The sequence below is a fragment of the Pirellulales bacterium genome (genome assembly GCA_019694455.1).
Lineage (GTDB): Bacteria > Planctomycetota > Planctomycetia > Pirellulales > JAEUIK01 > JAIBBY01.
In genome coordinates this window covers 30,696-45,923 of the sequence record JAIBBY010000030.1, presented here as the reverse complement: position 1 = coordinate 45,923, position 15,228 = coordinate 30,696, and the positions used below count along the sequence as shown (strand labels likewise).

The following is a 15,228-nucleotide window of genomic DNA, read 5'->3' as shown; positions in this document are numbered from 1 at the left end:
CCGAGCAGAAAGCCGGTCAAATCGGGGCGACAATTCGCCAGCCGACTATTGATAGGTCGACCACAGAATGCCCATCAGCACCGTGGCCACCAACACCGCCGCCAGCGCAATGCTGAGCATCACGGTGTAGATGTCGGGGCGCGCTTTAGGCACGTAGATGCCGGGCGACTTTTCAGAATCGGGTTGCGACACGATCTTCCTTCTGAATGGCGCCCTTGCGGAACTCCGGCAGAATCTTGGCCACCGCCCGATCGGGTTCGGTGGTGATCACCTCGACGCGCCCCAGATACTTGCTGTTGGTGGGGCTGGCCCGGTAGACCTCCAGCTTATGACCGTTGCGCAGGCCGTCGTCGGAGCCGAGCGAGATTTCGATCAGGCCCTGGCCGCTGACGGCGGTCACCAGGCCATCGACCTTGGGCGGCTGGCCATCGACCGGATCGTGCGGATTGATGTCGTTGACATCGAGCAACTTGGTGAGGTGCTTGGCCTGATCGACCAACTGCAGGTTGCGGTTCTTCAAGGTCTCCAACTGGCCTTGCGCCTGATGAAGCTGATCGGTGATTTTGACCAACTCGCCGAAGTTCTGTTCTTTCTCTTGCTGAATGGTGGCCAGCGTGCCGCGGAGCTTGGTCAACTCGTCGGTGATGCCTTTCATGTTGTTCTGCACCGCCTCGGTCTGCGCGATGAGCTGGCGATTCTGCTCGACCAGTCCGGCGTGCGCCTGCTCGCGCTCCAGGTACTCGCGGCGCAGATTCTCGCGTTCGGTCTCTAGCGCGGCGACACGTTTGACCTTTTCCGCCTTTTCGTTGTCGATGTTCTTGTTCAGGTTGTCGATCTGCGCTTGCAGTTCTTGCCCTTGCGCCTGCGCCTGCGTCAACTGCGTTTGCAACTGATCGGCCTTCTCCTTCCAGTTCTTCTGGTTGGAGTAGACGGCCACCGACGACGCCAAAAAGAAGATGCTCATCACCAGGATGAGCACGACTAGCGCCTTGCCGAACACGTTCATCGGGCAACCTCAAAGTTGACGGCAGACAGTTGTGGACACGGCAGGCGCATCGCGCACTGCGAGCCAAGCGGGCAGGGCGGCAAACCGCAATGGCCACCATTACCCAAGACTAAACAGAGACGGGAGATACGTCCAGCAAATTGATGCTTCTAGTCTACGCTGGCCGCAGGACGCATTCAACGAACGAGCCGGCGCGAACCCGCCCGCAAAGCTCGCGCAAGTTCGGCCTCTAACGGCCGTTACGGACAAGGCGGGCGCGCCAGCCGCTATTGGCGGCGCCGCCGGCCGGACAGTCGCTACGACCGGCGCTGGACTGCCGGCAGCCGGGACCATCGTCGCGGCCACAGCGCAGCGGCGGCGATGCCCAGCGAGGCCGCCAGACAGAGCCCGGCGAACAGGTCGCCCCACTGGTCGTAGGGGCTTTGGCGACCGTCGCGTCCCACATCGGCCATCACCACAGCCGGTTGGTGGCGGGGCCCGCGTGCGCGAATCTGGCCAGTCGGAGCGACCCAGGCCGAAAAGCCGGTGTTGGCCGCGATCAAGAACGGCTTGCGCAGCTCCACCGCCCGAAACACCGCGCAGTTCAAATGCAAGTCGAGTTCGCTGGAGCCGCGAAACCAACCGTCGTTGGTCAAGTTCACCAGCACGTCTGGCTCGCTGCCCGCGGCGCGCAACTGGCGCACCTGCGAGCGAACCAGATGCGGCAAGAAGTTCTCAAAGCAGATGTTCGGCGCCAGCCGCAAGCCACCGACCGCGAACACCGCTGGCCCGGCGCCGGGCGTGAGCGCGGCGGCAACGGGCGTGATCTCGTAAAGCCACGGCAGCCATTGCCCCAGCGGAATGTATTCTCCAAACATCACCGGGTGCATCTTGGCATACATGCCGGCGACCTGTCCCTGGCGGTCGACATGCAGCGCGGTGTTGAAGTGCTCCACTTTGCGATGAACCAGATGCTGCCGGTCGATGCCGAGTATCTGAGCGACCCCCAGATCGCGCGTCATGCCGCCGATGAATTGCCGGTTGCGTCGCGCCGCCAGGCGCGCGTCGTCGGCGGTCCACTCGGCGTCGACGGGTGGAGCAAAGTCGTCGCCAAAGGTGATCAGCGGTTCGCGGAACATCGTCTCGGGCCAGATCATCAGATCGAGATCGGCGTGTTGGCGCTTCGCCTGGCGGCACAGCGCCAGGTAATGGTCGTACACGACAAACCGCTGATTCGGATCGACCTTGACCTGCGTATCGATCGAACCTTGGATCAGCGCCACCTTGAGCCGCGGCCCGGCCGGCGGTTGATACGACAAGCGCCAGGTTCCGTAGCCGCAAGCGAGCGCGACGACCAGGCTGGCCCCCACCAGTGGCAACCAGCGTGCGGCGGGCCACGATGCGGCAGTACGGCGCGCGGTTGTACGGCGCGCGGCGAACAGCGCGCCGTCAAGCGCCGCGGCGCCGAGCATGACCAAAAAGCTCACGCCGTAGGCGCCGGCGAAATCGGCCACCTGAATCAGCGCCAGCCAACGATATTGCGTATGCCCTAAGCTGGCGCCGGTGTAGCCGGTGAGCAGATGCCCCCGCAGCAGTTCCAGACCGGTCCAGACGACGGGCGCGGCGAGCCAGAGGGGCCAGCGGTGGCGCCAGACGGCAGCGCGGACCAGCGCGACGAACGCCGGGATATAAAAGGCAAAATAAAACGACGCCGCCAGCCAGCCAATGCTCGTGGCCGGATGCGGATAGCGCAGCCAGTGCAGCGTGAGCATCCAAAACACAAAGCCAGAAAACCAAATCGCTGTGTATGGTCGTCGGCCAGACAAGGTTGGCCGCTGGCAGAGCCACAACCAACCCAAGGGCGCGACCCAGGCCAGCGGCCACAGATCGAGCGGTGGAAACGCTGCCCATAGAGAAATGGCCGAACCGAGCGCGGCCAGGAGCGTGGCGCGACGAGCGCCGGCAGGCTCGGCGGTGGCTATGGCGCGGGCCGGGCTGGCTGCCGTGCCGCCGGTCGCGCGTCGCTCATTCACCAAACTGGCCATCGGCAATCCGCTGGAAAGCTAAGTCATTATTCGCAGCTTCCCTGTTTCTGGCCAAATTGTCGAGATCGGCTGGGCGCTGCGGGGGCGTTTTCGGCAGGGCGAGCCGGCGATGACGACGCGCAGCGCGTGGTCGCTCATTGTCAGTGGCTGGCGGCGCGTCATCTGGCTGAACCGCTGGCCGCCTGGCCGCCTGCGGATCACGGAGCGGAGACGCCCGCTCAAGCTGGAACTGGAGGGCTAACAACTGGCAGCCGCGCGGATTGGGCAGCGCAGGGAAATCCACGCCGGGGATGATCGATTTGAAACGCATGGCTTTGAGTGAACGAGCAGCGGCGCGAGCGTTCACTTTTGATCGAGGAATTCCACCGCTCGAACCAAGGCTTTGGCTGTTGAATCGGGATGGTCCCCCATGGCGGGAAACTGGAACGATCTGGCGACATCTGGATCGCTCAGCGTGAAGCAGGTGGTCTTGGTGAAGGCGTGGGTCTTGCCGGTTCGCAAGTCTTCGATCACAGCCACAATTCCACCTTGCCCATGTGGCGGAAACTTTCGCAGTCTTGCCCATTCGCGCTTGCCACGCAGGGTATAGAGCCGCCCCGATTCTGTCACGGCGGCTGGCCCGTTCGGCTGCATGAAGATCGTGAACGGCTCAAAGAACTCCGCAGGATACTCCGCAACCTTGGTCCATTTGCCTTTGATCTTCTGATCGGGTGGAACAGCGTTCGGATTCTTGACGACAAATGAATACTCCCACTCGCTCATCACTCGATTACTGGCAAGCGCAAACAGTCGTCCACGATCCTTAGCGACAGACACGTAGTCGAAGTAAACCGGTGGCAAGTTTTGCGAGTGCAGACTATTGCGCAGTGCCTCCAAAGGGCCACATCTCGCAAGCACCTCCTGAGCCCGTAGCACACCACTCGTCTGTGAACTCGCCAATGGCATTTTTGAGAGATAATAGGCTTCAAACGTCGGCTGCTGCAACCGACACGTCACGGCCCACACTTCCTTGTCGCGAATATGCCACGCGATCGGCTGATCGCTCGACCACAACAGGAAAAAGCAATGATTACCGATAACCATTGGGTCCATTGGCGACGTGGAATGGAGGCGAAATACACCGTCTGCGGGGCTATGGCCTTGCCAGTAGACTCGCTCCCCCACAACCACGGCAGTCACCGGCGGGACGACATTAGACGCGCACACTGCAAAGAGCGGTACGATTAGCGTTAGAGCGATTGAAAACATAATGTGTCCGCTCCGTGATCCGCAGCTATTTTCTTGGAGCGGCGGCGGTAAGGAGCAGTATTGGCGCGACGCGCTGGCGCGACAAGCGGCCAGCGGGTGAACGTCGCGAGGGTCTGACGGCGTGAAGGGCCGGACCTGCGCACGATGCGCGGTGTGGCTAGCGGCGCGGCCGGCAATACCGTAGGCGGCGAGCACGGGACTTGCTAGCCGCCGCGCCCCCTTTTACGATCGACGTTTTGTGGGCAATCGCTCGTCGCCAGCCAACCTACCTTCGTCGCGCTTTTTTGCAAGCAGCGGCGCTTTTCGGGAGCACGTGATGGAAACACGCCGTCAATTCTTGAAGCGGGCCGCCATCTTGTCTGGCGCCGCCGGACTGGGGGGCTTTCCGCTCGATTCCATCCAACGCGCGCTGGCGATCGCCCCCGATCCGGACAGCACGTTTTTGGACGCCGAACATGTGGTCATCCTGATGCAGGAGAACCGATCGTTCGATCACGCGTTTGGGGCGCTGAATGGTGTCCGCGGGTTCGACGATCCGCGCGCGATCAAGCTGGCCAACGGCAACCCGGTGTGGGTGCAATCGAACCGCGGCGGCGAGAGCTACGTTCCCTTTCATCTTGATATCAAGGACACCAACTCGACCTGGCTGGGCTGCCTGCCGCACGGCCGGCCCGATCAGGTCGACGCCCGCAACAACGGCCAGTACGACCGCTGGCTGGATGTGAAACATCTGGGGGAGGGATATGAGGGCATGCCGTTCGCGCTGGGGTACTACACGCGCGAGGACATTCCTTTCTATTACGCGCTGGCCGACGCGTTCACCATTTGCGATCAGCATTTCTGCTCGGCGCTCACCTGCACCACGCCCAACCGGCTCTACCTGTGGAGCGGCACGGTCCGCGAAAAGCAGTCGGCCGACAGCCCGGCCAAGATGTACAACGACGAAGCCGTTTATGGCGCCGAGGTGTCGTGGACGACCTTCCCCGAGCGGTTGGAAGACCTGGGCGTTTCCTGGAAGTGCTACCAGAACGACCTGACGATTCCCTCGGGATTGGTGGGAGAAAACGAGGCGTGGCTGGCGAACTTTGGCGACAACCCGCTGGAGTACTTCACGCAGTACCAGGTGCGGTTTGCGGCGGAGCGTCGCCGCTATGTCGAGCGGCTGGCGCAAACGCGGCAACAGCGGATCGCGGAACTGGAACAGCAGATCGCCGCGAAAGCGGGCCAAGAGGAAGACGCCAAACCCCTGCGAGAGCAACTGGCGGAACAGCGCGCCGCGCTAGACGAACTGCAGCAAGAACGCGAGCAATACTCCGCCGAAAAATGGGAACAGCTTTCCGCGCGCGCGAAGGCGCTGCACGAAAAGGCCTTTTCGACCAACGCCGCCGACCCCGCCTATCGCCAGCTTACGACGCACGCCTATGACGACGACGGCGAAAAGCGCCGCGTGCAGATGCCGCAGGGGGACGTCTTTCACACGTTCCGCCAGGATGTTCAGTCGGGCAAGTTGCCGACCGTGTCTTGGTTGACGGCGCCGGCGCGGTTTTCCGATCATCCGGGTTCGGCCTGGTACGGCGCCTGGTACATTGCCGAAGCGATTGACATTCTCACCAGCAATCCGGAGGTGTGGAAGAAAACGATCTTCATTCTCACCTACGACGAAAACGACGGCTTCTTCGATCATGTGCCGCCGTTTGTGGCGCCGCATCCGCGCCGCCCGGAGACGGGCAAGGCGTCGGCCGGTATCGACACCAGCGTGGATTACGTCGACGCCGAGGAAGAGCGCAAGCTAAAGCGCGGCCAATGGGCCCGCGAGGCGCCGATTGGGCTGGGCTATCGCGTGCCGATGATCATCGCGTCGCCGTGGACCCGCGGCGGCTGCGTCTGCTCGCAGGTGTTCGATCATACGTCGGTGCTGCAATTTTTGGAAAAGTTCCTCACGCACAAGACCGGCCATGCGGTCGAAGAACCCAACATCAGCGCATGGCGGCGCGCGGTGTGCGGCGATCTGACGTCGGCGTTTCAGGCGTTCGACGGAGCGCAAAGCGGGTTGCCGCCGGCGCCGGCGGCCAGCGCCGTGATCGAAGGGATCCACCGCGCGAAATTCAAGCAAGCGCCGACGGACTTTCGCGCGCTTACGGAGGACGAAATTGCGCAAATCCGCCGCGAGCCAGCGGCCTCGCCATTGTTGCCGCGCCAGGAACCGGGCCTGCGGCGCTCCAGCCCGCTGCCGTACGAATTGCACGCCGACGCCGCGCTGACCGCCGATCGCGACAGTGTCGTTCTTCGTTTTGAAGCCGGCAACCAGCAATTTGGCGAGCGCGCAGCCGGCGCGCCGCTGACCGTTTACGCGCGTACGGCGACGGGCGAAATGCAAGTGCGCGATTACGCCGTCGCGGCAGGCGCGGTGGTGGAAGACTCGTGGCCGCTCGCCGCTTTTGCCGACGGCGCCTATCACTTGGTCGTGTCGGGGCCGAACGGGTTCCAGCGCGAGTTCCGCGGCGCGGCAGATGGCCCGCGCGTGGGAATCCGTGTCCAGCCAGCGACGTCGCGAGGCGATGGGTCGCTGAGCGGCGATGTCGAAGTTCGCATCGCCAATCTTGAATCGCGGGCCGTCGAGGTCGAGATTCAATCGCGATCGTACGGCAACGCGACGCACCGCCAGACCATCGCGGCGCAGGCAACGCTGACGCACGTGGTCGAGGCCAAATCGAGCCACTCGTGGTACGACTTCGCCATCCGCGGCGCGGATAAATCTTGGGAACAGACCTTCGCCGGCCGGATCGAAACGGGGAAGTGGAGCTTCAGCGATCCCTTGATCGGGCGGGAAGTGAGCTGAGCGCGATTTCGCCGTAGCGCCGATCAAGGCGCGCGACGAGCGAGGCTAGCGGAGCGAGTTCAAACCGCTCCGCGGCGCAAGAATCGCCAGCCGGCGTAGAGGCTGGCCAGCAGGGCCAGCAAGAAAGCGCCTAGCGCCAAGGGCGTGTACTGCGGATACCACCACTGGCTCGGATCGAAGCTGCGCTTCGGGACGCCGAGGCCGCGGCGCAGGTCCTGATCGACCGGCGCGATGGCAATGGTGCCGATCATCATCTCTTCCCAGGTTTGATCTCCCCAGCGCACCGTGGCCGTGGGATCGGGATTGGCCAGGTTTTCGGCCGAGTTGTCGTAGTGCGCGGCGCAGAGCACTCGACTTCCCTTGGGCAGGCGCTTCGGCTCGGCCAGGATGTAGTTGGTCTGCCAGCCAAAATCGAACCGCGGAATATCCAGCAGCGTCTCGCGCGCGCCGCCGGGGTACACCACGTCGAACCGGAACGACTTTCCCCGCAGGTGCATGTGCGGGCTCATGAAGTACAACAGCGAGTCTTCGTCGATCTCGTAAGCCGCATCGACCCGATGGTTGTCCACGCCGGGCGGAATGCTGAACTGATCGTTGGCGTTCATTACGCAGTAGAGTTGCTTTTCCACCTCCTCGGGCTTGGCGAAGACCAGTCCGATGGAACTGCGGTCCTCTTGCGGCGAGCCGTTGGGGGTGTAGTGCATCTCGAACACGAGTTGCGTGCCGGCCGGCAGATAAAACGCCAAGCCCGGCAGCGGCGTGTAGTGAATCTTGCCGGGCGCGTAGCCCGCCAGCAGATTCACGCGGCGACCAATGCGCAGATCGAATGGCACGCCCGGCGGTTTGTAGTAGACCGTCACATGATGGACGACGGCGCGGTTGCCGGGGCGACACTCGGCCGCCTTGATCCAGCGATCCTCCTTGAAGCCAGGGTCGGCGACAAACCACTTGTACTCGACGATGCCTTCAGCCGGCACGGCGAACGGTTGTTCGCTCATGTAGACCACCTGGTCTGGCTGAGTGATGTGCCAACCCTCGGGAAAAGTGGCCGGCGGCGGCGCGTGGGCCGGGTCTCCCTCGGGGATGCCTTGGTCGATCCAATCGAGGATGGTTTGCTTGTCCGTCTGGGAGAGGCTGACATCGTTGACAAAGTGGCCCACCTCGGGATTGGCGTGCCAAGGGGGCATGCGCCCCTGCGACACCACCTCGCGAATCATCGGCTCCCAGCCTTGCACGTCTTGGTAGGTCAACAGCGGCATGGGGCCGATCTCGCCGGGCCGATGACAGTCTTGGCAATGCGACTGAAAGAGCCGCGCCACGTCGCGCGTCCAGGTGATGGTGGGGTTGTCGAGCGGTGGCCGCGACGGCCGGCGACCGATCAAGCAACCGGCCAGCGGCGTTTCTGGCACGGACACCGGCTTGCCGGCCAACAGTTCGTCGAGCGCCTGGCGCAGGTCGTCGCGCCGCGCGCGCGCGCCGGACAGGCCCGGCTGGTATTGGTCGTCGATGCGGCCGTGATAGCGCACCATCCGCTCGGCATCGAGGACAAAGACCTCGGGCGTGCGCTGGGCGGCAAAGGCGTCGGCAATGGCGTTGTCGTCGTCTTTGAGCAGCGGAAACGGCAGTTGAAACTCGCGGGCGTAGTGCCCCATTTCGGAGAGCGCGTCTTGCCGGTTGGAGTCGATCGCCACCCAGGCGACTCTCCGATCGCGATAGGCGCTGGCCAGTTCGACCAGGCGCGGCGCATAGAGCCGGGCCAAGGGGCACTCGACGCCAAGAAAGACCACCACGGTCAAGCGCTGGCCCGCGGCGTCGGTCAGGGCGACCTGGCGGCCGTGAATATCGCGCAGGGCAAAGTCGGCGATGGGGCCTTGCGGCGCGGCGGCGCCGGCCACGGCCGGCAGGGCAAGCACTAGCGCGATCAAGGCAGGGCGCAACATACGGGTCGCATCAAAAGTAGAGGCGGGCCATCATTTCGGCCACGCAGGCCGGCTTGTCTTCTCCCTCGACTTCGATCGTTTGCTTGTAGGTGACGGTCGCGCCTTCCTGACATTCTTTGAGATCGACTAATTGCGAGGTCAAGCGCACTCGCGAGCCGACGCGCACGGCGTTGGGGAACCGAACCCGGTTCAGTCCGTAGTTCACCCCCATCTTGATCCCTTCGATCTGGAAGGTGTCTTGAGCCAAGGCCGGGCAAAGGGAGAGGGTCAAAAAGCCATGCGCGATCGTTTGCCCATAAGGGCTTTCGCGCTGGGCCCGCTCGGGATCGACATGCAACCACTGATGGTCGCGGGTGGAGTCGGCGAACTGCTGCACCTGCTGTTGGGTGATCGGCAACCAATCGCTGGTGCCGAGCGACTGGCCAATCAGCGTCTTCAGTTCGTCCAATCCCTTGATGACTCGTAGGGCCATGCTTGCCAGCCTCGTTCCGTTAAGTTCCGTCGTGCGGGTGTATTGGCAACCCGCGCTGGGGGTTTTGCAACTCGGTTGCCAGGCAACCGGCGTTGACGCGCGGGGGGGAGTGTTCCTATTCTCCCGCCCCCTCGGGTTCTGTCCACGGCCGCGCGCGCAATGGATTGCGAGCGCACCGGCGGCGCCGAGTTTCCCCAGTCTACTCGCTTTACCGACGGAATGACATTGAGCGAGCCTGGACATTGCGTTGGGCCGCCGGCTCGCGCCTCGCGGCGCGGGTTGTGGGTCGTGATTCTCGCGCTGCCGCTGTTTGGCGCGTGCGCTTCGAGCGAGTACGTGTCGCTGCGCAAAACGCCGCAGAACCCCCTGGCTGACCAGCTTCAACTCTTTTCGCGCAGTGGCCCCAAGCCCAGTCCGCGTGCCACGCAGGTGCTGCGCCGTTATGGTCTGGCCGACGCGGCGAGCGACGACAGCCGCGTGGTGCTAGCAAAGCTGGAAAAATTCTACGAGCACGAACCGACCGCCGAGGCGAGCTACGCGCTGGCCGAGTTGGCCTACATCGGCGGCGTGAAGGCCAAACCAAAAGACAAAACCGCCGCGCTCGACTTTTATGGCGGCGCCGTCGCCCACGCCTACAAGTATCTGTTCGATCACAGCCTGGCGTATCAGCGCAACGTCTACGATCCGGAGTTTCGCGGCGCTTGCAACCTGTACAACAGCGCGCTGGAAGCGATGCTGCGCATCGTGGCGGACAAGGACGGCCTGCGCCCCGGCAGCAAACATCAGATCCACACCGGCGCTCACACCTGCGAAGTGTGCGTGGTGGGCAAGGGAACCACCTGGCGGCCCGAGGAGATCGAAAAGTTCGAGTTCGTCTCCGATTACGAAGTGCAGGGCCTGACCAATCAGTATCGCAATTACGGGCTGGGCGTGCCGCTGATCGCGATACGCCGCCAACCGCAAACGCCGATCCCGAGCGAAAAGTTTTACCCGCCGGGATTGAGCGTCCCCGCGACCGCCTTTTTGCGCGTGCTGCCGCGCAACGCCACCGATGGCTCGCTGCGCGCTGAACTGGAACTGTACGATCCGCTGGCCGTACGCGACATCGACATCGCGGGCGTGCGCGTGCCGCTAGAGAGCGACCTGAGCACGCCGCTGGCCTACTTTCTGAACGAGCCCAAGGTCGAGGATCTGAGCACGCTCGGTTTTCTGTCGCCCGAGAAGTATCAAAATCTACGCGGCATCTACATGGTGCAGCCGTATGAGCCGGGCAAGATTCCGGTGCTGATGGTGCATGGCCTGTGGTCGAGCCCCATCACCTGGATGGAGATGTTCAACGATCTGCGGAGCGACCCGCGGATTCGCGAGCGCTACCAGTTTTGGTTTTATCTCTATCCCACCGGGCAACCGTTCTGGATCAGCGCCGCGCAGTTGCGCAAAGATTTGGTCGAAGCCCGGCAGATACTCGACCCCGAAGTGCGACAACCGGCGCTGGACCAGTTGATTTTGGTCGGGCATAGCATGGGGGGGCTGGTGTCGGTGCTGCAAACCTTGGAAAGCGGCGACGACTATTGGAAGGCGGTCAGCGACAAGCCGCTGCAAGAGATCGACACCGACGCCGACACCAAGGCCCGGCTGGCCAACACCTTTTACTTTCACACCAACCCGGGGGTGCGCCGCGTGATCACCATTGGCACGCCGCACCGGGGAAGCACCTTCGCCAACGAGGCCACTCGCTATCTGGGGCGCAAGCTGGTGTCGATGCCGCAGATGCTGGTCCGCTCTGGGCAGCAGCTTTATCGCGACAACCCCGGGGCGTTCAAGAACGACTCGATCTTGCACACCCCCACGTCGATCGATTCGCTGTCGCCCGATTGCCCCATACTGCCGATCATGCTCGCCGCGCCGCGACCGCCGGCGCTGAAGCGCCACAACATTGTCGGCGTGATCGAGGGAGACGGGCTGCTGACGCGCGTCTCTGGCAAAGGGGACGGCGTGGTGGGTTACGACAGCGCGCACCTGGACAACGTCGATTCCGAGATTGTGGTCAACGCCGATCACTCGCACGTGCATCGGCACCCGATTGCGGTGCTGGAGGTGCGGCGCATCTTGCTGGAGAACCTGGCGGAGTTGAACGCCACGCCCGACCCGCGACTACCGAGGATTTATCCGGCTTCGGCGCCGAACCGGTTGCCGCCGGGACTTGCGGCGCCGGCCGCGATGCCGATTGGTCCTGCGCCGCCGGGCCTTGCGCCGCCATCGCCGACCGCGATGGGGCCGATGCTGATCGCGCCGCAGACCTCAGCGCAATGACGCGGGGATGGCGGGGGGCTCAATAGCCGAAGTCGAGCATTACGACATTCGGTCCCGTCTACTCTGTGATTCCCCAGGCCCTTTGTATCCCAATTTCTCGGACTGGCGCAAATCCGCTTCGGCGTTGTAGTAGTCGCCTTTTTCGGAGTACGCATAACCGCGAGCGTAGAAAAAGCACCCAGCTTGGGAATTGATCTGAATCGCCGAAGTAAAGTCGGTGATCGCAGCGTCGTAGTCACCCTTTTCGATATGGGTGCAGCCACGATTGTAGTGCGCCCCCGCATCCTTTGGGTCGATTCGGACGGCCTCGGTGTAATCCGCAATCGCCTTGTCGTACTCACCCTGCTTGCCATAGGCGCTGGCTCGATTGTAGTACGCGGTGACATACTCCGGGTTGAGTAGAATGGCCTCGGTGTAGTCAGCAATCGCCTTGTCGAACTCACCCCTCTTACCATAAGCATAGCCCCGTCCAAAATAAACTTGGGCATACCGTGGTTTGAGCCGAATGGACTCCGTGAAATCAGCGATCGCCTTGTCGAACTCACCCGTTTCCTTATAGGCATGGCCACGTCCCCAGTAGACTTCGGCATATCGTGGATCGAGCCGGATGGATTCCGTGAAGTCGGCAATCGCCTTGTAGAACTCACCCTTCGCATCATAGAGGCGGGCTCGCCACCAAACTGCTTTAAACAACTTCGGATCGCGGCGAATAGCCTCTGTGCAATCAGCAATACCTCGATCAAAATCACCTCGCAGCCCATAAACGACTCCGCGAACAAAGTGTCCCTCGGCGCCATGCGGATCGAGGCGAATTGCCTCGGTGCAGTCGGCGATGGCGTTGTCCCATTCGCCTTTTCGCTCGTAAGCTTGGCCTCGGCTGGAGTAGTGCTGAGCGTTTTGTGGATTCAGACGAATGGCCTTGGTGTAGGCAGCTATCGCGCCGTCGAAATCGCCGTTGTCCAGCAGCAACTTGCCTTGCGCTGTCGCATCTTCCGCTGAGATGCTCATGCTGTATTCTCCGTGCCCTGCAACGCCGCTCCCAATGCCCGACGCTTTCTGGCCACGGCGACCTGCGCCTGATAGTATTCCTCCGAGCCTCGCCCGAAAATATCTGCGCGCCAGCTTTTTTTAGGGAGTCCGAGACACATGTCGTATTTGACCATCGCAGCAAGGGTCGCCTATTGCGCAGCGAGCGTGACAATACTGGCTACGAGCGCGGCCGCAGCATCGCCAGCCACTACTGGTTGTTTTTATGCCCGATGGGATGGCAAACACTTGTCCGTTGTCGCGATGGGCACCAATCCGACCACTGGCTGGAAGAACGAACTAGTACCCGATCCAACAGCCACACCACCCAATTCATTTCGCCTTGTACACACCAAGCCCACCGGCAATTCGCTGCCGAAAGTTACGACCTACGTGGCTTGCATAGAAGTTCCGGCGGCGACTCAACCCGACAAAGTGGTAGTGGTAGACAGCGATGGATCGCATGAAGTAGCGCTTGTCGAGCCAAGTCAAAACCGTCAATCGATTCCGTGTGACCTCCGTACGATTCTCTACGCCTCAAAGACTCTTAAACTGATGTCTCTAGACCCAAACCCTCTCGACGAGAACTCAAAGGACGGTTTTCATGGCTGGAAGGTGCTAGGGACCAAGGTTATCACCGACGAAAAAGCAATGCAGAATGTGGCCGATGCGTTTGAGGCAGCCGTAACGGGGTATCGCGAAGGAGTCGCCTTCTGCTTCTTTCCGCGTCACGCAATTCGTGCTGAGCATGACGGCCTGATCGCCGACTTCGTAATTTGTTTTGAATGCTGCCGGGTGAAAGCATATGTTGCCGACTGCAAGCAGCGATCGTTTCTCATTTCTAGCGCCGCCGAAGAAATGTTCAATCGAATCTTGAAAGATTCGGCGATTCCGCTGCCGCATGATTGATGCGAAATGCCTCGCGTTCACTGACCAGGCAACTGACGCAAACGACTTCCGCGCACTCCTGCTATCCTGACTGCATGGACGAGCAGCCTATCAAGAAGAATCGCTGGCCGTGGTTCGAGCTAATTTTTTGGTTGTGATCGAGATCCTCGCGCTTTGGCTGCTGCCTCCTGTTAACCACGCCCGTTAGCGATTCGCTGCCACGACACCGGCTTCTCGATCACGTCCAACAACGACGGCAAGCGCCGTGGGTTGGTGATCGTGCCGTGGCACTCGATCACCTCGTCGCGATAGTCGCATGGCTGGCGCATCAGCGCCTCGTGCAGCGCGCGCAGCCGGTAGTGGGGCACGGCGGGGTACAAGTGATGCGTCAGATGCACGTCTTGGCCGTAGATGAACATGCCCCAGCGCAACAGCGGATTGCACTCGGCCACGCGGCTGTTGGTGAGTTTGCCGCCATCGGCGTTGGCGTGCTGAAAGAGATCGCGGAGCAGCATGTAATAGGGAAAGGTGGTGAACAGCGGCAGCATCCAAAACAGCCAGAAGTACACCCCCCACTCAAAGCCGGTGGCGAACATCGACCACGCCAGCACGCACTCCAGCGCGGTGATAAAACCCAACCGCAGGGCGCTGGTGATCTTGATGGGATACACCGGCCGCAGCCGGGAAGAAAAGAACCAGTCGGTCGGCAGCGCCGCCAGCACCGCCAGCGCGGCCGCGTACATCGCTAGCGGCGTGAGCGTCAGCGAGAGCCAACTGCCGTGGTGGCTCAGGTACCCCATCACACCGACCAGCGCCGCCAGATACAACACCCCAAGCGCGCTGGTGAGCCGCACCACACCCAAGAGTCGCGGGGCGCGGCGCGCTTCGTCTTGATACGGATGCAGCCCCAGGCCGAGCGCGGTCACATAGATGTTGTCCCACATGTAGCGCAGCAGCGTGGGGGGCCAGAACAGCCGCAGTCCAAAGTTGTAGATGAATTCCCAGCGCGTCATGGGAAAGCGGTCCATCATCCGCGTCTTGCCCAGGTTGAGCAGTTCGGGGTCGCGCTGCCAGTCGTTCACATACTCGTGATGCCCTAGATGGATCTGCCGGTACTGCTCGGTGGTCGAAAAGAGGGGAAACATGCAGCACAGATCCGAGACCACCTCGTTGAGCACGCGGTGCTTGAACAGGATGTAGTGCGCCCCTTCGTGCCCCAAGCCGGCCAGCCGGTGCTGCGCCGCGCCGACGATGGCCAGCGCGGCCAATCCCACGGGGATGGTCCAGGCCGGGTGCAGTCCCCAGGCGGCGCGCTGATGGCAAAAGGTGATCGCCGCCGCGAGCGTGACGATCAGGGTGACGTAATCGGCCGCCAGATAGAGCAGGTTGGTGTAGTTGTCCAGAAAGCGAAACGGATGCACGAGCGCGCTCAATTCGCGCGGGGTGAGGCGACTTTCTTGAGTGGCTTCCAT

Annotated in this window: 11 protein-coding genes; 3 read left to right on the top strand and 8 right to left on the bottom strand. The window is 62.3% G+C overall.

The genetic code is table 11. From position 1 onward, the window contains the following. Window positions 1-45: 45 nt before the first annotated feature. From K1X71_13420 to K1X71_13405, 4 genes are all read right to left on the bottom strand, one after another. Window positions 46-192: a hypothetical protein gene (locus K1X71_13420; protein MBX7074139.1), complete on the bottom strand. Its 147-nt coding sequence runs from the start codon at window positions 190-192 to the stop codon at window positions 46-48. Next, window positions 173-1,006, bottom strand: a complete 834-nt coding sequence (locus K1X71_13415; protein ID MBX7074138.1) for a hypothetical protein — start codon at window positions 1,004-1,006, stop codon at window positions 173-175. The genes K1X71_13420 and K1X71_13415 overlap by 20 nt, the downstream gene beginning before the upstream one ends. Before the next feature lie 296 nt (window positions 1,007-1,302). Continuing rightward, window positions 1,303-3,030, bottom strand: a complete 1,728-nt coding sequence (gene lnt / locus K1X71_13410; GenBank protein ID MBX7074137.1) for an apolipoprotein N-acyltransferase — start codon at window positions 3,028-3,030, stop codon at window positions 1,303-1,305. A 342-nt stretch (window positions 3,031-3,372) separates the two neighbouring features. Next, on the bottom strand, window positions 3,373-4,473 hold the full coding sequence (locus tag K1X71_13405; GenBank protein ID MBX7074136.1) for a hypothetical protein: 1,101 nt from the start codon (window positions 4,471-4,473) through the stop codon (window positions 3,373-3,375). 121 nt (window positions 4,474-4,594) lie between these two features. Here K1X71_13405 and K1X71_13400 point away from each other — a divergent pair, with 121 nt between their 5' ends. After that, window positions 4,595-7,117, top strand: coding sequence for a phospholipase C, phosphocholine-specific (locus K1X71_13400; protein ID MBX7074135.1), 2,523 nt, complete (start codon window positions 4,595-4,597; stop codon window positions 7,115-7,117). Window positions 7,118-7,176: 59 nt separating this feature from the next. On the opposite strand, the gene K1X71_13395 is transcribed toward K1X71_13400, so the two are convergent. Continuing rightward, window positions 7,177-9,057, bottom strand: coding sequence for a redoxin domain-containing protein (locus K1X71_13395; protein ID MBX7074134.1), 1,881 nt, complete (start codon window positions 9,055-9,057; stop codon window positions 7,177-7,179). Window positions 9,058-9,067: 10 nt separating this feature from the next. Beyond that, window positions 9,068-9,529 carry a MaoC family dehydratase gene (locus tag K1X71_13390; protein ID MBX7074133.1) on the bottom strand — a complete coding sequence of 154 codons (462 nt, stop codon included), beginning with the start codon at window positions 9,527-9,529 and terminating at the stop codon, window positions 9,068-9,070. A gap of 288 nt (window positions 9,530-9,817) precedes the next feature. Here K1X71_13390 and K1X71_13385 point away from each other — a divergent pair, with 288 nt between their 5' ends. After that, window positions 9,818-11,842 (top strand): alpha/beta fold hydrolase, encoded by a 2,025-nt coding sequence (locus K1X71_13385; GenBank protein MBX7074132.1) that lies wholly within the window; start codon window positions 9,818-9,820, stop codon window positions 11,840-11,842. A 39-nt stretch (window positions 11,843-11,881) separates the two neighbouring features. On the opposite strand, the gene K1X71_13380 is transcribed toward K1X71_13385, so the two are convergent. After that, on the bottom strand, window positions 11,882-12,850 hold the full coding sequence (locus tag K1X71_13380; GenBank protein MBX7074131.1) for a tetratricopeptide repeat protein: 969 nt from the start codon (window positions 12,848-12,850) through the stop codon (window positions 11,882-11,884). A gap of 138 nt (window positions 12,851-12,988) precedes the next feature. Between K1X71_13380 and K1X71_13375 the strand changes: the two genes are divergently transcribed. Next, window positions 12,989-13,777, top strand: a complete 789-nt coding sequence (locus K1X71_13375; GenBank protein ID MBX7074130.1) for a hypothetical protein — start codon at window positions 12,989-12,991, stop codon at window positions 13,775-13,777. A gap of 170 nt (window positions 13,778-13,947) precedes the next feature. On the opposite strand, the gene K1X71_13370 is transcribed toward K1X71_13375, so the two are convergent. Continuing rightward, entirely contained in the window at window positions 13,948-15,228 is a 1,281-nt protein-coding gene (locus K1X71_13370) for a fatty acid desaturase (protein MBX7074129.1), read from the bottom strand.